The 21,955-nt window shown below is 74.5% G+C and carries 21 protein-coding genes and 1 riboswitch; of the genes, 15 read left to right on the forward strand and 6 right to left on the reverse strand.

The window, feature by feature from the left end:
- Positions 1–109 precede the first annotated feature (109 nt).
- The 5 genes from hutU to ACIBPC_RS29545 all read left to right on the forward strand — a co-directional run bounded on the left by hutU (position 110) and on the right by ACIBPC_RS29545 (position 7,274).
- On the forward strand, positions 110–1,777 hold the full coding sequence (hutU, locus tag ACIBPC_RS29525; protein ID WP_398848894.1) for a urocanate hydratase: 1,668 nt from the start codon (positions 110–112) through the stop codon (positions 1,775–1,777).
- A 41-nt stretch (positions 1,778–1,818) separates the two neighbouring features.
- A complete protein-coding gene (locus ACIBPC_RS29530) occupies positions 1,819–3,009 on the forward strand; it encodes an allantoate amidohydrolase (RefSeq protein ID WP_362958635.1) in 1,191 nt (396 codons plus the stop codon).
- The gene (locus tag ACIBPC_RS29535; protein WP_398848896.1) at positions 3,000–4,361 is read left to right on the forward strand and encodes a formimidoylglutamate deiminase; all 1,362 of its coding nucleotides are present in this window, start codon (positions 3,000–3,002) and stop codon (positions 4,359–4,361) included. The genes ACIBPC_RS29530 and ACIBPC_RS29535 overlap by 10 nt, the downstream gene beginning before the upstream one ends.
- Before the next feature lie 40 nt (positions 4,362–4,401).
- On the forward strand, positions 4,402–5,607 hold the full coding sequence (hutI, locus tag ACIBPC_RS29540; protein WP_398848898.1) for an imidazolonepropionase: 1,206 nt from the start codon (positions 4,402–4,404) through the stop codon (positions 5,605–5,607).
- Positions 5,608–5,879: 272 nt separating this feature from the next.
- Entirely contained in the window at positions 5,880–7,274 is a 1,395-nt protein-coding gene (locus ACIBPC_RS29545) for an MFS transporter (protein WP_398848900.1), read from the forward strand.
- A gap of 14 nt (positions 7,275–7,288) precedes the next feature.
- Here the strand turns inward: ACIBPC_RS29545 and ACIBPC_RS29550 are convergent, their stop codons facing one another.
- Complete coding sequence (locus ACIBPC_RS29550; protein ID WP_398848974.1) at positions 7,289–8,002, reverse strand: MOSC domain-containing protein; 714 nt, start codon at positions 8,000–8,002, stop codon at positions 7,289–7,291.
- 78 nt (positions 8,003–8,080) lie between these two features.
- The gene (locus ACIBPC_RS29555) at positions 8,081–9,034 is read right to left on the reverse strand and encodes a zinc-binding dehydrogenase (RefSeq protein WP_398848901.1); all 954 of its coding nucleotides are present in this window, start codon (positions 9,032–9,034) and stop codon (positions 8,081–8,083) included.
- A 155-nt stretch (positions 9,035–9,189) separates the two neighbouring features.
- Here ACIBPC_RS29555 and ACIBPC_RS29560 point away from each other — a divergent pair, with 155 nt between their 5' ends.
- Positions 9,190–9,798, forward strand: a complete 609-nt coding sequence (locus ACIBPC_RS29560) for a TetR/AcrR family transcriptional regulator (RefSeq protein WP_398848903.1) — start codon at positions 9,190–9,192, stop codon at positions 9,796–9,798.
- 153 nt (positions 9,799–9,951) lie between these two features.
- On the opposite strand, the gene ACIBPC_RS29565 is transcribed toward ACIBPC_RS29560, so the two are convergent.
- Positions 9,952–10,863, reverse strand: a complete 912-nt coding sequence (locus ACIBPC_RS29565; protein WP_362957830.1) for an RNA polymerase sigma factor SigF — start codon at positions 10,861–10,863, stop codon at positions 9,952–9,954.
- A 252-nt stretch (positions 10,864–11,115) separates the two neighbouring features.
- Between ACIBPC_RS29565 and ACIBPC_RS29570 the strand changes: the two genes are divergently transcribed.
- The 4 genes from ACIBPC_RS29570 (at position 11,116) to ACIBPC_RS29585 (ending at position 14,398) form a co-directional block, all read left to right on the forward strand.
- Positions 11,116–11,496: an STAS domain-containing protein gene (locus ACIBPC_RS29570; RefSeq protein ID WP_362957828.1), complete on the forward strand. Its 381-nt coding sequence runs from the start codon at positions 11,116–11,118 to the stop codon at positions 11,494–11,496.
- Positions 11,497–11,680: 184 nt separating this feature from the next.
- Complete coding sequence (locus ACIBPC_RS29575) at positions 11,681–12,337, forward strand: ATP-binding protein (RefSeq protein ID WP_398848906.1); 657 nt, start codon at positions 11,681–11,683, stop codon at positions 12,335–12,337.
- Positions 12,338–12,442: 105 nt separating this feature from the next.
- Positions 12,443–13,120 carry a response regulator transcription factor gene (locus ACIBPC_RS29580; RefSeq protein ID WP_362957824.1) on the forward strand — a complete coding sequence of 226 codons (678 nt, stop codon included), beginning with the start codon at positions 12,443–12,445 and terminating at the stop codon, positions 13,118–13,120.
- A gap of 12 nt (positions 13,121–13,132) precedes the next feature.
- Positions 13,133–14,398, forward strand: a complete 1,266-nt coding sequence (locus ACIBPC_RS29585) for an ATP-binding protein (RefSeq protein WP_362957822.1) — start codon at positions 13,133–13,135, stop codon at positions 14,396–14,398.
- Here the strand turns inward: ACIBPC_RS29585 and ACIBPC_RS29590 are convergent.
- Positions 14,384–14,887: a GtrA family protein gene (locus tag ACIBPC_RS29590; protein ID WP_362957819.1), complete on the reverse strand. Its 504-nt coding sequence runs from the start codon at positions 14,885–14,887 to the stop codon at positions 14,384–14,386. The two genes, ACIBPC_RS29585 and ACIBPC_RS29590, sit on opposite strands and share 15 nt — an antisense overlap.
- A gap of 63 nt (positions 14,888–14,950) precedes the next feature.
- On the opposite strand from ACIBPC_RS29590, the gene ACIBPC_RS29595 reads away from it, so the two are divergent.
- From ACIBPC_RS29595 to ACIBPC_RS29610, 4 genes are all read left to right on the forward strand, one after another.
- A complete protein-coding gene (locus ACIBPC_RS29595) occupies positions 14,951–16,099 on the forward strand; it encodes a 5-(carboxyamino)imidazole ribonucleotide synthase (RefSeq protein WP_362957816.1) in 1,149 nt (382 codons plus the stop codon).
- The gene (gene purE, locus ACIBPC_RS29600; RefSeq protein WP_362957813.1) at positions 16,096–16,629 is read left to right on the forward strand and encodes a 5-(carboxyamino)imidazole ribonucleotide mutase; all 534 of its coding nucleotides are present in this window, start codon (positions 16,096–16,098) and stop codon (positions 16,627–16,629) included. The genes ACIBPC_RS29595 and purE overlap by 4 nt, the downstream gene beginning before the upstream one ends.
- A complete protein-coding gene (locus tag ACIBPC_RS29605) occupies positions 16,626–17,813 on the forward strand; it encodes a dipeptidase (protein ID WP_398848909.1) in 1,188 nt (395 codons plus the stop codon). The genes purE and ACIBPC_RS29605 overlap by 4 nt, the downstream gene beginning before the upstream one ends.
- Positions 17,814–18,171: 358 nt before the next feature.
- A riboswitch (cyclic di-AMP (ydaO/yuaA leader) is annotated at positions 18,172–18,361 on the forward strand.
- Positions 18,362–18,364: 3 nt separating this feature from the next.
- A complete protein-coding gene (locus ACIBPC_RS29610; RefSeq protein WP_398848911.1) occupies positions 18,365–19,123 on the forward strand; it encodes a M23 family metallopeptidase in 759 nt (252 codons plus the stop codon).
- 82 nt (positions 19,124–19,205) lie between these two features.
- Here ACIBPC_RS29610 and ACIBPC_RS29615 read toward each other — a convergent pair whose 3' ends face one another.
- A complete protein-coding gene (locus ACIBPC_RS29615) occupies positions 19,206–20,033 on the reverse strand; it encodes an ABC transporter permease (protein ID WP_398848913.1) in 828 nt (275 codons plus the stop codon).
- Positions 20,030–21,016, reverse strand: a complete 987-nt coding sequence (locus tag ACIBPC_RS29620) for an ATP-binding cassette domain-containing protein (protein WP_362957802.1) — start codon at positions 21,014–21,016, stop codon at positions 20,030–20,032. Before ACIBPC_RS29620 ends, ACIBPC_RS29615 begins: the two co-directional genes overlap by 4 nt.
- Before the next feature lie 134 nt (positions 21,017–21,150).
- Here ACIBPC_RS29620 and ACIBPC_RS29625 point away from each other — a divergent pair, with 134 nt between their 5' ends.
- Entirely contained in the window at positions 21,151–21,936 is a 786-nt protein-coding gene (locus ACIBPC_RS29625; protein ID WP_398848915.1) for a TetR/AcrR family transcriptional regulator, read from the forward strand.
- Positions 21,937–21,955 lie beyond the last annotated feature (19 nt).

Here is a 21,955-nt window from a genome sequence, read left to right on the forward strand (position 1 = left end):
GCCCAGGGGGCGGCCGGTGCGGGGTTGTTGACTCGCCTTGCTCAGCCCCTACAGTCGGAGGGATCGGTGCGCGCGCAAGGCACAGTCCGTCCTCACCGGGGAGGCACGCATGGCAGGTCCGGCAGGACCCCGGCCCGTCCGGGCACCGCGCGGCGGCGCGCTGACCGCCAGGGGCTGGCCCCAGGAGGCGGCGCTGCGGATGCTGCAGAACAACCTCGACCCCGACGTCGCCGAACACCCCGACCGGCTCGTCGTCTACGGCGGCAGCGGCAAGGCGGCGCGCGACTGGAACGCGTTCGACGCCATGGTCCGCACCCTGCGCACGCTCGGCCCCGACGAGACGATGCTCGTCCAGTCGGGCCGCCCGGTCGGCGTCATGACCACCCACGAGTGGGCCCCGCGCGTCCTCATCGCCAACAGCAACCTGGTCGGCGACTGGGCGAACTGGGACGAGTTCCGCCGCCTCGAACACCTCGGCCTCACCATGTATGGCCAGATGACGGCCGGGTCGTGGATCTACATCGGCACCCAGGGCATCCTCCAGGGCACCTACGAGACGTTCGCCGCCGTCGCCGCCAAGCGCTTCGGCGGCACGCTGGCCGGCACCCTCACCCTGACCGCCGGGCTCGGCGGCATGGGCGGCGCGCAGCCCCTCGCGGTGACGATGAACGGCGGCGTCGCCCTGTGCGTGGACTGCGACCCGCGCGCCATCGCCCGCCGCGTCGCCCACGGCTACCTGGACGTGGCCGCCGACTCCCTGGACGACGCCCTGCGCCAGGCGGAACGCGCCCGCCGCGAGCGCCGCGCGCTGTCCATCGGCGTCCTGGGCAACGCCGCCGAGGTGGTCCCCGCGCTGCTGGCGCGCGGCGCGCCGGTGGACGTCGTCACCGACCAGACCAGCGCCCACGACCCGCTCGCCTACCTGCCCCTCGGCATCGGCTTCGCCGACATGGCCGCCCACGCCGCGGAACGCCCCGAGGACTTCGTCCGCCGCGCCCGCGACTCGATGGCGCGGCACGTGGCGGCCATGGTCGGCTTCCAGGACGCGGGAGCCGAGGTCTTCGACTACGGCAACTCCCTGCGCGGCGAGGCACGGCTCGCGGGCTACGAGCGCGCCTTCGACTACCCCGGCTTCGTCCCCGCCTACATCCGGCCGCTGTTCTGCGAGGGCAAGGGGCCCTTCCGGTGGGCCGCGCTCAGCGGCGACCCGAAGGACATCGCCGCCACCGACCGCGCCGTCCTCGACCTCTTCCCGGAGAACGAGCCGCTGGCCCGCTGGCTGCGCCTGGCGGGGGAGCGGGTGCGCTTCCAGGGGCTCCCGGCCCGCATCTGCTGGCTCGGCTACGGGGAGCGCGACCGCGCGGGGGAGCGGTTCAACGACATGGTGGCCTCCGGCGAGCTGTCCGCGCCCGTCGTCATCGGCCGCGACCACCTGGACTGCGGATCGGTCGCCTCCCCCTACCGCGAGACGGAGGCGATGCGCGACGGTTCGGACGCCATCGCCGACTGGCCGCTGCTCAACGCCATGGTGAACGTCGCGTCCGGCGCCTCCTGGGTCTCGGTCCACCACGGAGGCGGCGTCGGCATGGGCCGCTCCCTGCACGCGGGACAGGTCACCGTCGCGGACGGCACCCCGCTCGCGGGGGAGAAGATCCGCCGCGTCCTCACCAACGACCCGGGCACCGGCGTCATCCGGCACGTGGACGCCGGGTACGAGCGGGCCGAGGCCGTCGCGGAGGAGCACGGCGTCCGCGTGCCGATGCGGGAGACCGCGTGACCACCGCGCCGCACCCGGCCGCCGCCGCCTCGTTCCGCACGATGTGGGAACGGCTGCTGCCCATCGGCCGCGCCCCCGCCACCGGCGGGTACCGCCGCTACGCGTGGACGGCCGCCGACATCGAGCTGCGCGCCTGGTTCCGCACCGAGGCCGACGCGCGCGGCCTGCGCCACGAGACCGACCGCAACGGCAACCAGTGGGCCTGGCAGGGCGACCCCGCCGCGGGGGACGCCGTCGTCACCGGGTCGCACCTCGACTCGGTGCCGGACGGCGGCGCGTTCGACGGGCCGCTCGGCGTCGTCTCCGCGTTCGCCGCGCTGGACGGGCTGCGCGCCCGGGGACGGCCGGTCCGGCGCCCCCTGGGCGTCGTGGCGTTCGCCGACGAGGAGGGCGCCCGCTTCGGCGTGGCCTGCGCCGGGTCGCGGCTCGCCACCGGGCAGCTCGACCCCAGGAGGGCGCGCGCCCTGCGCGACGCGGACGGCGTCCCCCTGTACCGCGCCCTGGCCGGGGCGGGACTCGACCCGGACGGCCTCGGGCCCGATCCCGAACGCCTCGCGCGCATCGGCGCGTTCGTCGAGCTGCACATCGAGCAGGGCCGCGCCCTGGCGGGTACGCCGCACGCGGTCGGCGTCGGCTCGGTCATCTGGCCGCACGGCCGCTGGCGCCTCGACTTCGGCGGCGAGGCCAACCACGCGGGCACCACCCGCGTCGAGGACCGCCGCGACCCGATGCTCACGTACGCCCACACCGTCCTCGCCGCCAGGAAGCGGGCCAGGCTCGCGGGCGCCCTCGCCACCTTCGGCAAGGTCGCGGCGGAACCCGGCGGGGTGAACGCGGTGCCGTCCCGCGTCCGCGGCTGGCTCGACTGCCGCGCCCCCGACCAGACCGCGCTCGACGGCCTCGTCACCGCCATCGCCGACAGCGCCGCCCAGCGCGGCGAACGGGACGGCGTGACCGTCGACATCACGCGCGAGTCCGCCACGGCCGCCGTCCACTTCGACGGCGGGCTCCGCGGCCTCGTCGCCTCCCGCGTCGGCGGCGATCCCCCCGCCCTGCCGACAGGTGCCGGCCACGACGCGGGCGTCCTCGCCTCCGCCGTCCCCACGGCCATGCTGTACGTGCGCAACCCCACCGGCGTCTCGCACGCCCCCGCCGAGCACGCCGACGAGGCCGACTGCCTGGCCGGTGTCGCCGCGCTCACCCGCGTACTGGAGGGCCTCGCGTGTCCCTGACGGCGCAGCTGTACTGGGCGGAACTCGCCTGGCTCGACGGGACGGTCGAGCCCGGTGTCGCGCTCGCCACCGACGCGTCCGGCCGCATCACGGAGGTGCACCCCGGTCTCGCCGCGCCCCCGGTCGGCGCCGTGGCCCTGCCGGGGCTGACCGTCCCCGGCTTCGCCAACGCCCACAGCCACGCCTTCCACCGGGCGCTGCGCGGCCTCTCCCAGGTCGGCGGCGCCACCTTCTGGACCTGGCGCGAGGGCATGTACGACATCGCGGCCCGGCTCACCCCCGCCTCGTACGCCGCCCTCGCCCGCGCCGTCTTCGCGGAGATGGCACTGGCGGGCATCACGTCCGTCGGCGAGTTCCACTACGTCCACCACCGCCCGGACGGCACCCCCTACGACGAGCCCAACGCGATGGGGCTCGCCCTCGCCACCGCCGCCCGGGACGCCGGCCTGCGCCTCACCCTTCTCGACACCTGCTACCTGGCCGCCGGATTCGGCAGCCCGCCCGGCCCCCGCCAGCTGCGCTTCAGCGACGGCACCGCCGACGCCTGGGCGGACCGGGCCGCCGCCCTGCACGACCAGCTGTCCGGTCCCGCCGTCCGCGTCGGCGCGGCCGTCCACTCCGTCCGCGCCGTGCCCGCCGCCGCGCTGGCCACCGTCGCCCGCTGGGCCGCCGACCGGGACGCCCCGCTGCACCTGCACCTCTCCGAGCAGCCTGCCGAGAACGACGACTGCCGCCGCGCCCACGGCGTCACCCCCACCCGCCTCGCCGCCGACCACGGGCTGCTCGGCCCCCGGACGACCGCCGTGCACGCCACCCATCTCACGGACGAGGACATCGGCCTGCTCGCCGGCTCCGGCACCGCCGTCTGCCTCTGCCCGACGACCGAACGCGACCTGGCGGACGGCATCGGGCCCGCCGCCCGGCTGCGCGACGCGGGCAGCCCGCTGTGCCTCGGCACGGACAGCCACACGGTCATCGACCCGCTCGCCGAGGCCCGCGCCCTCGAAGGGGGCGAACGGCTGCGCACCGGCAGACGCGGCCACTTCACCCCGGCCGAACTGCTCCGGGCGGCCGGTGCCGCCGGGCACGCCGCACTGGGCCGCCCCGACGGCGGACGGCTGGCCACGGGCGCGCTCGCCGACTTCACCACCCTCGCCCTCGACACCGTCCGCACCACCGGCTGCCCGCCCGCCCTCGCCGTGGAGGCGGCGCTCGCCGCCGGTACCGCCGCGGACGTCCGGCACACCGTCGTCGCCGGCCGGCACATCGTCCGCGACGGCGTGCACCAGCTCATGCCCGACGTCCCCCGGCTCCTGGACCGCGCCATCACCGCCCTGCACCGCGCCGCCTGACCCCCGCCCGCCCGCACCACCCGCCGGGAGACCGCAGCCGATGCCGACCGCCGACACCAGCCCAGCCAGCAGCCGCAGCACGGTCATCACGAACATCGGCACCCTCGTCACCAACGACCCCTCCCTCGGTGCCGGTCCGCTCGGCCCGGTCCACGACGCCGCCCTCGCCCTGGAAGGCGACCGCGTCGTCTGGACCGGCACGACCAGTGAAGCACCCGCCACTGACAGTCACGTCGACGCGGGCGGCCGCACCGTCATCCCGGGCTTCGTCGACTCACACGCCCACCTCCTGTACGCCGGTGACCGCACCGACGAGTTCACCGCGCGGATGGCGGGCCGCCCGTACACGGCCGGAGGCATCCGGCGCACCGTCGCCGCCACCCGCCGCGCCACCGACGCCGACCTCGCCGACCGCCTGGCCGCCCACCTCCGCGAGATGCTCCGGCAGGGCACCACCACCGCCGAGACGAAGTCCGGCTACGGCCTCACCGTCACCGACGAGGCCCGCGCCCTCCGCATCGCGCGCGGCATGACCGACGAGGTCACCTACCTCGGCGCGCACGTCGTCCCGCCCGAGTACGCCGACGCGCCCGACGCCTACGTCGCCCTCGTCACCGGCCCGATGCTCGACGCCGCCGCCCCCCACGCCCGCTGGATCGACGCCTTCTGCGAACGCGGTGCCTTCGACGCCGACCAGGCCCGCGCCGTCCTGACGGCGGGCGCGGCACGGGGACTGACGCCGCGCCTGCACGCCAACCAGCTGGGGCCCGGCCCCGGCGTCCGGCTCGCCGTGGAACTGGGCGCCGCCTCGGCCGACCACTGCACCCACCTGACCGCCGCCGACATCGCGGCCCTCGCCGACAGCGGCGGCCGGACCGTCGCGACCCTCCTGCCCGGCTGCGAGTTCTCCACCCGCTCGCCCTACCCGGACGCCCGCGGCCTCCTCGCGGCCGGAGCCGTCGTCGCCCTCGCCACCGACTGCAACCCCGGCTCGTCCTACACCAGTTCGCTCCCGTTCTGCATCGCCGTCGCGGTCCGGGAGATGGGCATGACGCCGGACGAGGCCCTCTGGTCCGCCACCGCGGGCGGCGCCGCCGCGCTGCGCCGCACCGACATCGGCCGTCTCACGCCCGGCGCCCGCGCCGACCTCGTCCTCCTCGACGCCCCGTCGCCCGTCCACCTCGCCTACCGGCCCGGCGTCCCCCTCGTCACAATGGTCTGGCGTGCCGGACGGCGCGTCGTCTAGTGCTGTGGCCGGGGAGGTTTGCCGGGTCACGGCTCCCCCAGCCTGGCGGCTGGGGGTGCCCCCAGGTGCGGTGCATCGCAAGGCGCCGGATCGCAGCTCGTACTCGGCCGTACTTGCGCGATTCGGTAACGCAGCGAGGTTCCCCCAGGCCTGGAGGCCTGGGAGGTGCCCCCACGCCGGGCGTCGTGAGTCGGTGAACCTTTCCGGTCACAGCACTAGGGTCGCGACCGTGCCGGGCGGACCACACCGGCCCGGCGGAGAGAGAACAGCACATGGCGAAGGACACCCGGGGACGGACCACCGGCGGCGAGGGCGCCGCCACGCCACCCCACCCGTCAGGAACGGTCGCCGACCCGGCCGCGCCCCTGCCCGGCCCCCCGGCCCCGGTGGCGCCCGCCACAGGACTCGGCTCGCGCTTCCTGCGCCTGTGGGCGGCCGTCACGTTCTCCAACCTCGGCCAGGGCGCCAGCGCCATCGCCTTCCCCTGGCTCGCGACGACCCTGACCGGCAACCCGCTCGCCATCGCCCTCGTCGGCGCCGCGGTCCGCCTGCCCTGGCTGCTGTTCAGCCTCCCGGCCGGGGTGCTCGCCGACCGACTCGACCGCCGCCGGATCATGCTCGCGATGAGCGCCGCGCGCACCGTCGTGGTCGGGACCGTCGCGCTGCTCGTGGCCCTCGACGTGATGTCCCTGCCGCTGCTGTACGTGTGCGCGCTGGTCCTGGGCTTCGCCGAGGTCCTCTTCGACAACACCTCGCAGGTCCTGCTGCCCTCGCTGGTGGACCGCGACCGCCTCGCCGCGGCCAACGGGCGGCTGATGGCGGGCCAGGTCGTCACCGAGGACTTCTTCGCCCGCCCGCTCGGCGGCTTCCTGATCGGCGTCGCCGTCGCCGTGCCGTTCGCCTTCGACGCGCTCACCGCCGTGGTCGCCGGGGTCCTGCTGCTCACGCTGCGCGGCACCTTCCGGGCGGTGCGCGTGCCCGCCCAGCCGGGGCCCGCCGAGGCGGCGCCCGCCACCCGGCGGCGGATGCGCGCCGAGATCGCCGAGGGCGTCCGCTACCTGTGGGGCCACGCGCTGCTGCGCCCGCTCGCCATCTCGCTCGCCGTCCTCAACATGGTGGGGCAGGGCGCCATGGCGACCTACGTCCTGTACGCGCAGGAGATCCTGGGCCTCGGCGCGCTCGGCTTCGCCGTCCTCACGTCCGTGGGCGGCGTCGGGGGCCTGCTCGGCGGCCTGCTCGCGTCGCGGCTGACGCGCCGTATCGGCGAGGCGCGGTCCCTCTTCTGCCTGCTCGCCATCGAGTGCGTGGCCTACGGGACGGCCGCCCTGTCGTCGAACGCCTACGCGGTCGGCGCAGCGATGGGCATCTCCGGCTTCGGCGTGGTGATGTGGAACGTCGTGACAGTCTCGCTGCGGCAGACTCTCATCCCCGACCACCTGCTGGGCCGCGTCAACAGCGTCTACCGCCTCCTCGGCTGGGGCACCATGCCGCTGGGCATGGCCGCTGTCGGCGGCCTGGCCGTGGCGGTGGAGGCGCTCGTAAGCCGGGAGGCCGGGCTGCGCGCCCCGTACGCCGTCGCGCTGCTGGGGATCGCCGCGCTGTCGCTCTACATGCGGCGGCATCTGCGCCAGCGCAGCATCGACGCCGCGCTGGGCACGCGTCCCTGAGGCACCCGCCCCGGTCAGGCGGGGTCGGGCACGGGGGCGTCCGCCGCCCCGTCGGCCGCCGCGGGCAGGCCCGCCCACGCGCGGGCCCGCGCCCGTTCCCGCGAGTGCAGCGCGTCCCCGGCGGCGATCACCCGGGGGCGCAGCTCCGGCGCCGTGGTCATGGCCCTGAACAGGAACATCGACGAGACCTCGTGGTCCGGCCTGTGCAGCACCTCGATGCCGTCGCCCGCGCACACAGGACCGGGGACGAGCACCCGGAAGTAGACCCCGGAACGCGCCTCCGCGGTGAACCTCTTGATCCAGCCGCGCTCACCGAGCCACGTGGCGAAGGTCCGGCACGGGATGCGGGGGCTCGACGCCTCCAGCACCAGCCCGCCGCCGACGCGCCACCGCTCCCCGATCCGCACGTCCGACAGGTCGGCGCCGACCGTCGTCAGGTTCTCGCCGAAGACGCCGTTGGCCAGCGGGCGCCCGAGCAGCGCCTCCCAGCGGTCCAGGTCCTCCCGCGCGTACGCGTACACCGCCTGGTCGTCGCCGCCGTGGAACCGCAGGTCGCACACCGTGTCCCCGGCGAGCCCGCTGCCGCCGACCCCGCGCGGTCCCGGGGCGCTGACGGCGACTGGCCCGGCGACCGGGCGCTTGTCGATCCCGGTCAGTCCCGACGGCGCGTCGGTCGTCGCCACCGCTCCGGCGCTGCCGACGTTGACGGTCAGCACGGTCGGAACCATCGGTACGTCCAAGGGCGCGGTGTCGCCCGGCACAGTGGTCTCTCGCACGGTGCCGAGGATACGGCCGCCCCCGCGTCCTCAACCCCCCGTGGCGGGAGTGACCTCAAGCACCGCCTTCCCCGTCACGCGTCCCTCGCCCAGCGCCGCGACCGCCTCACCGGTGCGGTCCCAGGAGCCGCGCCAGCCGATCTGCGGGTCCAGCTCACCCCGCGCCACCAGCCCGGCCAGCCAGCTCAGGTCCGCACCGAGCCCGACGCCGTCGTGCAGCAGGAAGTACGTCGTCACGACACGGTCGTGCCCCAGGGAGCCGAACAGCGCGCCGAAGGGGAACGTCTCGCCCCGTCCCTCCGTGTGCCCCACCGCCACCAGCGTCCCGTGCGACGCCAGCGCGCCGAAGGCCGCCACCAGATGACCACCGCCCACCGTGTCCAGCACGCCGTGCACCGGCGCGGTCAGCCCGTCCGTGATGCCCTCGGTGCCGACGACCACCTCGTCCGCGCCCAGCGCGCGCAGCGCCGCCTCGTTGGCGGCGTCCCGCGTCGTGGCGATCACATGCGCGCCGCCGCGCGCGGCGAGCTGGAGCGCGAACCGCCCGACCCCGCTGCCCGCCCCCGTCACCAGCACACGGCGGCCCAGCAGCGGCCCCACGCGGTGCAGCGCCCGCAGCGCCGTGCCCGCGGCGACCGGCAGCGTGCTGGCCGCGCCGGGGTCGGCCCCCTCCGGTATCGCGCCGAGCCAGTCCGTCCGCACACTGCGCAGCTCCGCCCAGGCACCGCCCTCGCCGAGCCCGACCACCGGGGTGCCCACCGGCGGCCCCGAACCGTCCGCCGCCGCCCGGACGACGACGCCCGCCGCGTCCCAGCCGGGCACGGTGCCGGCCTCGCCCTCGGGCACGGCGTGCGTGACCTCGCCGTGGTTCAGCGAGAAGGCGGAGACACGGACCAGCGCCTCGTCGGGGCGCGGCTCGGGGTCGGGCACCTCGGCGGGCGCGAGATGGCCGGGAGCCGAGTGGTCGATGGTCCAGGCACGCATGGCGCGTCACCTCTCTGTCGGTCGGGCACGCAGATGTCGGGCGGCGCCGGTGGGGACGGAGGTCCCCGACCGGGCGACGGACAGATAGTGCCAGTCACCGGCACATGCGTGCAACAGGCTTCTGGATGTCACCGGCGGCGGGTAGACTCCGTCGCATGACGGACACCGGACTGACGCTGCGGGAGCGCAAGAAGCTGCGCACCCGGCACGCGCTGGTGGACGAGGCGCTGCGGTTGTTCACCGAGAAGGGCTTCGCCGCCGCCACGCTGGACGAACTTGTGGACGCCGTGGAGATCTCCCAGCGGACGTTCTTCCGCATGTTCGCCTCGAAGGAGGACGTCGCGCTCGCGCCCGAGAAGGAGCTGTGGGCGGCGTACCTCGCCCACGTCGAACAGCACCCGCCCGGCCCGTCCCCGCTGCCCGACCACGTCGCCGCGCTCCACGCGGCGCTCGACGCGATGGCCGACGGGTGGGAGACCCGGTTCCTGGCCAGCAGGGCGCTGTGCGACCGCACGCCCGTCCTCGTCGCGCACAGCCTGCGCCACTGCGCCGACGTCACCGACCGCGTCGTCGCCGTCAGCCTGCCGCCCGGCCGCTCCGAGCTGGAGCTGCGCCTGCTGCTCGAACTCTTCCTGACCGCCTGGCGCTGGGCGCTGGCCCGCTGGTCCGAGGGCGGTGCGCCCGATCGCGCCGCGCTCAAGGCGAGGATGCGCGAGTCCTTCGCCACCCTCCCGGACATCGCCCCGCTGCTCGGCGCCCCCTGAGCCGCCCGGCCGTTCCGCCGCCCCGCGCGCACGCGAAAGAGGCCCTCCGGGGCATCCACGCACGTGAAGGTCGTGAATGCCCCGGCGGGCCCCTGCGGTGGCGCGGAAACGGCGCCTGCGGGATCGGGGCGTCACCGCGGCCCCGCGCCCGGCTCAGTCCTCGGCCAGCAGCCCCCGTCGCAGCCGCGCCAGCGTCCGCGTCAGCAGCCGCGACACGTGCATCTGCGAGATCCCCAGCTCCTCGCCGATCTCCGACTGCGTCATGTTGGCGACGAACCGCAGCGACAGGATCGTGCGGTCGCGCGGCGCCAGACCGGCGATCAGCGGCTTCAGCGACTCGATGTACTCGATGCCCTCGAGATCGTGGTCCTCGTAGCCGAGCCGGTCGGCCAGCGCGCTCTCGCTGTCGTCCTCCTCCGGCTGCGCGTCCAGCGAGCTGGCGGTGTACGCGTTGGACGCCGTCAGTCCCTCGACGACCTCGTCCTCCGGCACGCCGAGCCGCTCGGACAGTTCCGCGACGGTGGGCGCGCGGTCCAGCTGCTGCGTCAGCTCGTCGCCCGCCTTGGCGAGGTCGAGCCGCAGTTCCTGGAGACGGCGCGGCACCCGCACCGACCACGAGGTGTCGCGGAAGAACCGCTTGATCTCCCCGATGATCGTCGGCATCGCGAATGTGGGGAACTCCACACCGCGCTCCGCGTCGAACCGGTCGATCGCCTTGATCAGCCCGATCGTGCCGACCTGGACGATGTCCTCCATCGGTTCGCTGCGGGAGCGGAAGCGCGAGGCGGCGAAGCGGACCAGCGCCAGGTTGAGTTCCACCAGCGTGTTGCGGACATACGCGTAGGCGTGGGTGCCCTCCTCAAGCGCCGCCAGGCGGGCGAAGAGGGATTTCGACAGGGCGCGCGCGTCGGGCGGCGCCACGTCCTCGAACGGGGGCAGTTCGGCCAGGGACGCGAACAGATCGTCCTCCGTGGCCCGGAACTGCGCAGGCACGAACGCCGTGGCGGCCGGTTCGAGTACCGGGTCCGCCGCCGTGAACGTGCGCGGTCGAGGGGCGGGTGACATAACGGTGTCCTCCGTAAGTATCTCGGCATATGGCTGCCGAAGCCGTGACGTGCACTGCGAGGTGCGGCGCCTCCAAGCCGGCCGTATCGGATTCCTTCAACCCCTACGCCTATCGGGGATCGGGCCGCCCTGGCAAGTTCGCTCCGCCCGGAACCGGAGGGATGCCCGATTCGTTCGGCTGTCGGGACCAGAGGGCACGGGCTAAGGTTTCGAACCTAGCCAGTGAAGGCTCGGAGGAGAAGAGGGGGCTGCATGGACCGCGGGACACCGGACAGCGCGCACCGGAAGCAGCTGACGATCGACGTGCGGCGCAACGGGCCTGGCGCCGTGGTCACCCCGGCAGGTGAGCTGGACCACCATTCTGCCGACGCGCTGCGCGACGCCCTGGAGCAGTGCATCGCGGACGGCTGCCGCCGTATCGTCATCGACTGCTCGGCGCTCGAGTTCTGCGACTCGACCGGACTCAATGTGCTGCTGGCCACACGGCTGGAGGCGGAGGCGGTCGGTGGCGAGATCCACCTGGCGGCGATGCGGCCCATCGTCGCCCGGGTCTTCGAGATAACCGGTGCCGGCTCGGTCTTCACCGTGCACAGCACCCTTGCCGACGCCCTCGCGGCGCTCCCGGCGGACTGAGTGACGGGCGATACGCGCCGAACCGCCACAGGCGCGCGCGTCACACGATTGCCGGGATGGGGTGGGTGTGGCGACCCGCCCTCCGGGCAGGAGACCACACAGACCGATGTGTCCCCGGCGTCCCCAGGACGCCGGCGGACGAACGTTTCAGCAGCGTGGGGACGCGGTGAGGGGAGGCGTGGGCATGAATGCGACCCGGCCGATCCCGGCAGGCAGCGGTGACCCCGGGCCGGAGCCACAGAGCCCGGCCGCCGTCGACGAGAGCGGATACGGCACCGCCGGCTACGGGGACGTGGTGGGCGCCGAGGCCGTGGGCGAGACCGGCACGGACGTGCGGGAGCACGGCGCCCCGCCGGTGACGGAGGACGCGGCGGACGCGGACACGGACACGGCGGACGAGGGGCGCCCGCGCGCGGAGCCGATGCGGCAGATCAGACGGCTGCGGCTGGTGGGCACCGCCGGTGTCGTCGCGCGGTCGCGCGAGTTCCTGCGCGAGGCCCTGCACGACTGGGGCTGGCTCCCCTCCGAGACGGAGGAGCAGCGCGCCACCGCCGAGGACGCCCTGCTCGTCGTCTCCGAGCTGGTCACGAACGCCTGCCTCCACGCCGGGGGCCCCGACGAGCTGCGCGTCGGCCATGCCGCGAAGGTCCTGCGCATCGAGGTCGTGGACGGCGGCGAGGGCGACCCCGCCCTGCGCACCACCCGCCGCGCCGGCCAGCCAGGCGGCCACGGCATGTTCATCGTGGAACGGCTCTGCCTCGACTGGGGCGTCGCGCACGACACCGCGTCCGGCGGCAAGACCGTCTGGGCCGAGGTGGCCGCCCCGCCCGGCCTCGCGTGACCCGCGGGGCCCGTCCGCCCCTCCCGGCTCCACCGGGTCCTCCGCCGTCCGCCGGGATTGCCCGGTGACACCGGTACGGCGTCGCGGGGCGTCTACCATCGCCCCATGACCCGAGTACTGCTCGCAGAGGACGACGCATCCATCTCGGAGCCGCTGGCACGTGCCCTGCGTCGCGAGGGCTACGAGGTGGACGTGCGGGAGGACGGCCCCGCGGCCCTGCGCGCAGGACTGCGCGGCGACGTGGACCTCGTGGTCCTCGACCTCGGCCTGCCGGGGATGGACGGCCTGGAGGTCTGCCGCCGGCTGCGCACCGAGGGTCTGACCCTGCCCGTGCTGGTCCTGACGGCCCGCGCGGACGAGGTGGACACCGTCGTCGGGCTCGACGCGGGCGCCGACGACTACGTGACGAAGCCGTTCCGCCTGGCCGAGCTGCTGGCCCGCGTCCGGGCCCTGCTGCGCCGCGGCACGACGGAGTCCGCCCCCGCGCCCGCCGTCCACGGCATCCGGATCGACGTCGAGTCGCACCGCGCCTGGATGGGCGAGGAGGAGTTGCACCTGACCGCCAAGGAGTTCGACCTGCTGCGCGTGCTGGTACGGGACGCGGGCCGCGTCGTGACGCGCGAGCAGCTGATGCGCGAGGTGTGGGACACGACCTGGTGGTCCTCCACGAAGACCCTCGACATGCACATCTCCTGGCTCCGCAAGAAGCTCGGCGACGACGCGGCCAACCCCCGCTACATCGCCACGGTCCGCGGCGTGGGGTTCCGCTTCGAGAAGAGCTGACGGACCCCCGCCGTGCGCCGTCGCCTGATCAACTCGACCCTGGCCGTCGTCCTCGTCGTCCTCGCGGTCTTCGGTTTCTCGCTCTTCCTGGTGGAGGCCAGGTCCATCGAGTCGACCGCCCGCGACCGGCTGGACGCGGAGGCGGCCCGCGTGCTGGCGGACGTGGAGAGCCGGATCGCGTCCGGCGACCCGGTCACGGCCGAGGAGCTGCGCGCGTCTGTGCCGGCCGACCGGTTCGTGGAGATCGAGCTGGCGGAGGGGGAGCCGGTCCTGATCGGCGAGGAGCCGTCGGGCGAGGACATGACGGCCGTGGAGACCGGCGTGCACGGCGAGCGGGTGACCGTGGCGCAGCCGCGCAGCGTCGTCAGCGACGAGATCGGCCGCATGGTGACGATCACGCTCGTCGTCTCGCTGCTGGCGGTCGGCGCCGCCGTGCTGCTGGCGGTCCGGCAGGCCAACCGGGTCTCCGCGCCGCTGACCGACCTCGCCGAGGCGGCGGAACGGCTCGGCTCGGGCGACCCGCGCCCCCGCCACCGCCGCTACGGCGTCCCGGAGCTGGACCGCGTCGCCGACGTCCTGGACGCCAGCGCCGAGCGGATCGCCCGCATGCTGACGGCGGAGCGCCGCCTCGCCGCCGACGCCTCCCACCAGCTGCGCACCCCGCTGACGGCCCTGTCGATGCGGCTCGAGGAGATCATCGCCACCGAGGACCGCGACACCGTCCAGGAGGAGGCGGCGATCGCCCTGGCGCAGGTGGAGCGGCTCACCGACGTCGTCCAGCGGCTGCTGACGAACTCCCGCGACCCCCGGCTCGGCTCCGCCGTCGCCTTCGACATCGACGAGGTCGTCGTCCAGCAGATCGAGGAGTGGAAGCCCGCCTACCGCAGCGAGGGCCGGGCGATAGTGCACTCGGGCCGGGCGGGCCTGCGCGCGGTGGGCACGCCGGGCGCCGTCTCGCAGGTCCTCGCCTGCCTGATCGAGAACGCGCTGATGCACGGCGCGGGCACGGTCGCGCTGCGCACCCGCACGACGGGCAACCAGGTGGTCGTCGAGGTCACCGACCAGGGCCCCGGCGTCCCCTCGGAGCTGGGCGCCCGGGTGTTCGAACGCACGGTCAGCGGCCGCAACTCGACGGGCCTGGGCCTCGCGGTGGCGCGCGACCTGGCGGAGGCGGACGGCGGGCGGCTCGAACTGCTCCAGGCGCGGCCGCCGGTCTTCGCGCTGTTCCTGAGCCGGGAGGCCGCCGAGCAGGGCGGCGGCGGCTCAGACCGCGTCTGACGGGCCGGTCGTCCGCACGGTGCCGCCGGGCGCCGGTTCCGCCGGGGCGGTGGCGGGGGTGGCGCGGAAGACCCACGTGCGGTAGGACCAGAAGCGGAAGAGCGAGCCGATGCCGAGGCCGAGGACGTTCTTCGCGAGGTTGTCGGCGAGGGGCGAGGTGAAGCCGAGGCCGTAGTGCGAGAGCGCGAGCAGCCCGTTCTCGATGACCATCCCCGCGCCGGAGAAGAGCAGGAAGAGTCCGGCCTCCCGGCTCCTGCCGGTCTTGTCGCGGTGGCGGTAGGTCCAGTAGCGGTTGCCCGCGTAGTTGGTGCAGATCGCGGCCGAGGTGGCGATCACGCCGGAGCGCACGGGGGCGAGGCCCGCCGCCTGCGTACACAGGTTGAAGACCACGACGTTGACGAGGAAACCGAACGCCCCGACGGTGCCGAACTTGGCCGCCTCCCGCGCGACTCCGCGCAGCCGGTCGCGGAGTGTGAGCGCCTCGGTCATGGCAGCCATGGTAACCAGGCGCCTCCCTGCGTCCTCCGGGGGCGTGGCGGATACGCTGTGTGCGTGACATTTCCCGTGGTCGGCATGGTCGGCGGGGGGCAGCTCGCCCGTATGACCCACGAGGCGGGCATCCCGCTCGGCATCAGATTCAGGCTGCTCAGCGACACGCCGCAGGACTCCGCCGCGCAGGCGGTGCAGGACGTCGTGATCGGCGACTACCGCGATCTCGCGACACTCCGCGCGTTCGCGAAGGGCTGTGACGTGATCACTTTCGATCACGAACACGTCCCGACCGAACACCTGCGGGCCCTGGAGGCGGACGGCGTGCCCGTCCGCCCCGGCCCGGACGCGCTGGTGCACGCGCAGGACAAGGGCGTGATGCGCGCCCGGCTCACCGAGCTGGGCGTCCCCTGCCCGCGCCACCGCGTCGTGGCCGACCCGGACGACGTGGTGCGCTTCGCCGCCGAGACCGGCGGGTTCCCCGTGGTGCTGAAGACGGTGCGCGGCGGGTACGACGGCAAGGGCGTGTGGGTCGTGCCGGACGCCGCCTCCGCCGCCGCGACCACCGCGCCGTTCCGCGCCGGGGTCGCCGTGCTGGCCGAGGAGAAGGTGGACTTCGCCCGCGAACTGGCGGCGAACGTGGTGCGCTCCCCGCACGGCCAGGCCGTCGCGTACCCGGTCGTGGAGTCCGTGCAGGTCGGCGGCGTCTGCGACACGGTGATCGCCCCCGCGCCCGACCTGCCCGACGACCTCGCCCTCGCGGCCCAGCAGCTGGCGCTGCGGATCGCGGCCGACCTGGACGTCACGGGCCACCTGGCCGTCGAGCTGTTCGAGACCAGGGACGGCCGGGTCCTCGTCAACGAGCTGGCGATGCGCCCGCACAACTCCGGCCACTGGACGCAGGACGGCGCCGTCACCTCCCAGTTCGCCAACCACCTGCGGGCCGTGCTCGACCTGCCGCTCGGCGACCCGCGCCCCCGCGCGCGCTGGACGGTGATGGCCAACGTCCTCGGCGGCGACTTCCCCGACATGTACCAGGGCTACCTGCACTGCATGGCGCGCGACCCGAAGCTGAAGATCCATATGTACGGCAAGGACGTGAAGCCGGGCCGCAAGGTCGGCCACGTCACCACCTACGGCGACGACCTGGACGACGTCAGGGAGCGCGCCCGGCACGCGGCCGACTACCTCAGAGGAGTCATCACCGAATGAGCCCGCAGGACACCGCAGGACGCCCGCCCCTGGTCGGCATCGTGATGGGATCGGACTCCGACTGGCCGGTGATGCGGGCCGCCGCCGAGGCGCTGGACGAGTTCGGCGTGCCGCACGAGGTGGACGTCGTCTCCGCGCACCGGATGCCGCACGAGATGCTCGCGTACGGGGAGGAGGCGGCCGGGCGCGGCCTGAAGGCGGTCATCGCGGGCGCGGGCGGCGCGGCGCACCTGCCGGGCATGCTCGCCGCGCTGACGCCGCTGCCGGTGATCGGCGTGCCGGTGCCGCTGAAGCACCTGGACGGCATGGACTCGCTGCTGTCCATCGTGCAGATGCCCGCCGGCGTGCCCGTCGCGACGGTGTCCATCGGCGGCGCGCGCAACGCCGGGCTCCTCGCCGTCCGCCTGCTCGCCGCGCACGACGAGGCGCTGCTGACGCGGATGCAAGAGTTCCAGCTCTCCCTGCGCGAGCAGGCCACCGAGAAGGGCCGCCGACTGCGCGCCGCCCGTGCGGAAGGGCCCGCCGCGTGACCGACAGCCTCGCCGCGGCCCGCGCGCTGCTCGCGGAACACCCCGTCGTGGACGGGCACAACGACCTGCCGTGGGCCCTGCGCGAGCAGGCGGGCTACGACCTGGACCGCCTCGACATCGCCGCCGACCAGAGCGCCAGCCTGCACACGGACCTCGCCCGGCTGCGGGCGGGCGGCGTGGGCGGCCAGTTCTGGTCGGTGTACGTGGCCGCCGAGTACGCGGGGGACCGCGCTGTGAGCGCCGTCCTGGAGCAGATCGACGCGGTCGCCGCGCTGCTCGCCCGTTACCCCGGGTCGCTGCGCCGCGCGCTGACCGCCGACGACCTGGAGGCCGCACGCGCCGAGGGCCGTATCGCGTCGCTGATGGGCGCGGAGGGCGGGCACAGCATCGCCAACTCCCTGGCGACCCTCCGTGCCCTCCACACACTGGGCGTGCGCTACATGACGCTCACGCACAACCTGACGATCGACTGGGCCGACTCCGCCACCGACGCGCCCCGCCACGACGGCCTGTCCGCGTTCGGCGAGGAGGTCGTGCGCGAGATGAACCGTCTCGGCATGCTCGTGGACCTGTCGCACGTGGCCCCCAGCACCATGCGCGACGCGCTGCGGGTGACGGAGGCGCCGGTCCTGTTCTCCCACTCGTCGTCGCGCGCCGTCTGCGACCACCCGCGCAACATCCCGGACGACGTGCTGGAGCGGCTGCCGTCCAACGGCGGGGTGGCGATGGCGACCTTCGTGCCGCAGTTCGTGCTGCCCGCCGCGTACGAGTGGTTCACCGGCGCCGCCGACCACATGCGCGCCCACGGCTTCCGGCCGCTGGACCACACGCCTGAGGCCATGCGCCTGCTCGCCGCGTACGAGGCCGCCCACCCCCGGCCGCACGCCACGGTGGCCACCGTCGCCGACCACCTCGACCACATGCGGGACGTCGCGGGCGTGGACCACGTCGGCCTCGGCGGCGACTTCGACGGGACGGCGTACCTGCCGGACGGCCTCGACAGCGTCGCGTGCTACCCGAACCTCGTCGCCGAGCTGCTCGACCGGCGCTGGTCGGAGGCCGACCTGGCGAAGCTGACGTGGCGGAACGCGGTGCGCGTCCTGCGGGACGCCGAGGCGGTCGCCCGGGACGTGGCCGGGCGGCGCGGCCCGTCGCTCGCGACCCTCGCGCGGCTCGACGGCTGACCCTCGCGAACGAAACGGGCATCTGCCGCATAGCGGAGCCAAGTGGACGCCGGTTGCCTCCTGGTGACCGAGTTCACTCGGCCCGCGGCCCGTTCATCCTGTGAACGTGACGCGCGTCAACCGCCGTCCGCCGATCAACGGCCGGACCAGGGTCGTTGACGGTGCGTCACCGCCGCCGGTTCTCGCCCTCCGTGCCGGACCGGACGCGCGGTGTGACGGGTGCCTCGTCCGGGTATCGCCGGTCACACTCCTTCTGCGCCCTCTTTCTTGTGCCGTCCGAATTCATCGGCTTAACGTTCTGCCGCGCCGCGTCTCCGCGGCGCACCGCCCCCGGACGCCGAGTCCTGTCACCGGAGGCGGGGACACAGAGCTTTCCGCGTGACAGGAGCGGGGGACCCAATTCCGCCGGTGCCGACCCCAGGGGACGCACCGGCTCGGGGTGAAGCCGACGCCGTGCACCGGGCATCCGTGTGCCCGGAACGCCGTCGGCCGGGCAGTCTCCGGCCCGAACCCGACAGCTGACCTCGCAGGCGTCGGAGAGGAGCACACGCATGCCCGCACACGGACGTCACCGTCGCCGGCGAGCCGGCCGCATCTCCCGCGTCTCCCTGCTGCTCACCGCCGGCGGCGCCGGCGTGGCCCTGCCCCTCGTCGCGGCGGGCGGGGCGAACGCCGCGACGCCCGACACATACGAGGTCCAGCCCGGCGACAGCCTGGTGAAGATTGCCGCCGCCCAGGGCGTCGACGGCGGCTGGGAGGCGCTGTACGGCGCCAACAAGGACGTCGTCGGCACCGACCCGGGCCTGATCCACCCGGGCGAGACCCTGACGCTCGACGGCATCTCCGTCACCGCCCAGGCCGCCGCCCCCGCGCCCGCCGAGGCGCCCGCCGCGCAGCCCGCGACCGGCTCGTACGTCGCCCCCGTCGCGGGCGTCCACGGCAGCGGCTACGGCACGGCCGGGTCCCTGTGGGCCTCCGGGCACCACACCGGCGCCGACTTCCCGGTCGGCAGCGGTACGCCGGTCGCCGCCATCACGGACGGCGAGGTCATCACGGCCGGTTCCGGCGGCTCGTACGGCAACCAGGTCGTCATCAGGCACGCCGACGGCCACTACAGCCAGTACGCCCACCTGTCGTCGATCTCCGTCAGCGTCGGCCAGACCGTCTCCACGGGCCAGCAGATCGGCCTGTCCGGCTCCACCGGGAACTCCACCGGCCCGCACCTGCACTTCGAGGTGCGCACCGGCCCCGACTACGGCTCGGACATCGACCCGATCGCCTACCTGGCGCAGCACGGCGTGACCGCCTGACGGCCCACCCCGTCCCCACACGCGCGGGGGGCAGGACCCGGTTCCCCGGGCCCTGCCCCCCGCGCGCCGTCCCCCGGCCGGGTCAGCGGCTGAGCGCCTGGTAGCGGCGTACGGCCAGCGGCGCGAAGACCGCCGTCAGCACGACCGGCCACGCCACGGCGAGCAGCAGCGCGTTGTCCGACGCCCAGCCGCCGCCGCTGACGCCGGGGTTGCCGAACAGGTCGCGCAGCGCGGTGACGGTCGCGGACAGCGGATTCCACTCCGAGACGGTGCCGAGCCAGCCGGGCATCAGCTCGGGGGAGGTGAAGACGTTGGACACCGCGGTCAGCGGGAAGGCCAGCGGGAAGACGATGCCGCCCACGGCCTCCTCGTTGCGCACCACCAGGCCCAGGTAGATGCCGATCCAGGTGATGGCCACGCGCAGCAGGAGCACGAGCAGCAGGGCCAGCGCCGCGCGCCCGATGCCCCGGTGCCAGTCCCAGCCGACCAGCAGGCCGCACACCAGGACGACCACCAGTTCCACCAGCGCGCGCAGCAGGTCGGCCGTGCACCGGCCCATCAGCAGAGCGGGGCGGGCGATCGGCATCGAGCGGAAGCGGTCCACGACACCGCGCCGCACGTCCACGGCGATGGCGGTGCCGCTCGCGCCCATGCCGTACAGCATCGTCATCGCGAAGACGCCGGGCACCAGGAACTCCCGGTAGTTCCCGCCGCCCGCGACCGACATGCCGCTGCCGAAGACGTAGCCGAAGACCAGCACGAACATGATCGGCAGCACGAAGTACAGCACCGCCTCCTCGGGGACCCGCACGAGGTGCGCCATGTGCCGCCGCGTCATCGTCAGGCTGTCCGCGACGAGCCCCCGCCGCCGCGCCGGGGCGTACCCCTCGTGCACCGTGTCCGCGCTCATGCGGCACGCTCCTTCCCGGCGTCCGTGGTGTGTCCGGTGAGGTGCAGGAACGCCTCGTCCAGCGTCGGCCGCCGTGTGCCGATGTCCTCCACCGTGATGCCTGCCTCGTGCAGCGCCCGCGCCACTCCGGTGAGCGCCGCCACGTGATCGCTGACGGGTACGGACGCCCGCCGCGTGTCGGGGTCCGACTCCGGCCGCGCCCCCGGCCCGGCCACCCCGGCGAGCAGCTGCGTCACGCCCGCCAGGTCGGCGAAGTCGCGCACGACGACCTCGATCCGTGCGCCGCCGAGCCGCGCCTTCAGGTCGTCCGCCGTGCCCTCCGCCGCGATCCGCCCGGCGTCGATCACGGAGATGCGGTCCGCCAGCTGGTCGGCCTCCTCCAGGTACTGCGTGGTCAGCAGGACGGTCGTCCCCCCTGCGACGAGGGACCTGACCGCGTCCCACACCTGGTTGCGGCTGCGGGGGTCGAGCCCGGTGGTGGGCTCGTCCAGGAAGAGGACGCGCGGTACGCGCACCATGCTCGCCGCGAGGTCGAGACGCCTGCGCATGCCGCCCGAGTACTGCCCCGCGTTGCGCCCGGCCGCCTCGGTGAGGCCGAACCGCTCCAGCAGCTCGTCCGCCCGCCGCCGCGCCCCGCGCCGGCCGAGGCCGTGGAAGGTGCCGAACATGACGAGGTTCTGCCGTCCGCTGAGCTGCTCGTCCACGGCCGCGTACTGCCCGGTGAGCCCGATGAGGCCGCGTACCTCGTCCGGTCGCCGCGCGACGTCGAGGCCGCAGATCTCGGCGCGGCCCTCGTCGTAGCGCAGCAGTGTCGTGAGCGCGCGGACGGCGGTGGTCTTGCCCGCGCCGTTCGGGCCGAGCAGCCCGTGGACCGTTCCTGCGGGCACGGTCAGGCCGAAGCCGTCCAGCGCCAGCTTGCCGCCGCCGCCCGGGTCGCCGAACCGTTTCCGCAGCCCGTCGGCCGCTATGGCGAGGTCTGCCATGGGGAACCCCCTGAGTACAAGGAACTCTCTACAGCGCAAACTGTTTACACTGTAGATTTCGTTGTACACCATACACAGTTCTAGGATGACGTCAACCGGCGGGCGGGCCGGACCGAGGGAACGGGAGAACGGGCATGGCCACCGAGCCGAAAGGCGGCGGACGGGACCCGCAATACCTGCTCGACCTGCTCTGGCGGCGGCAGCGCCCCGGGACGCGCGGCCCGCGCGGCAGCCTCACCCTGGACCAGATCGTCGGCGCGGCCATCGAGATCGCGGACGCCGAGGGCATCGACGGCGTGTCGATGCGCAAGGTCGCGCAGAAGGTGGGCGTCACGACGATGTCGCTCTACCGCTACGTGCCGGGCAAGGACGACCTGCTCGACCTCATGTTCGAGATGGGCACCGGGCGGCCCGACACCAGTGGCTGGCCCGACGACTGGTACGGCCGCCTGCTCGCCTACGGCAAGGACGTGCGCCGCCTCATGGTCGCGCGGCCCTGGATGATCGACATCCCTATCAGCGGCCCCCCGATGGGGCCCAACAACATCGCGTGGATGGAGGTCCTGCTCGCCTCGCTGTCGGACACGCCGATGAGCGAGGAGACGAAGCTCGGCGTGCTGATGGTCGTCTCCGGCTTCGTCCTCAGCGAGGTGCGCCAGGAGGTCTCCATGCTCCGCGCCACCCCGCGCACGGGCATGGACTACATGGAGTGGGGCGAGGCGTACCAGCGGATGCTGGAGACGGTGGTGCACGACCCGGCCTATCCGGCCCTGTCGCGCCTGGTGAGGTCGGGCGTCTTCGCCGACGACCGCTCCTCGGCCGAGGAGGACTTCCTCTACAACCTGCGCTTCGTCCTCGACGGCATCGCCGCGCTCCTGGAACGGCGGGCCGCCCCCGCCGCGGAGGACGGCGCGGTGTGACGGCGGCGCGCGGCGGGGA

It is taken from the genome of Streptomyces sp. NPDC049879, from assembly GCF_044461265.1.
Classification (GTDB): Bacteria; Actinomycetota; Actinomycetes; order Streptomycetales; family Streptomycetaceae; genus Streptomyces.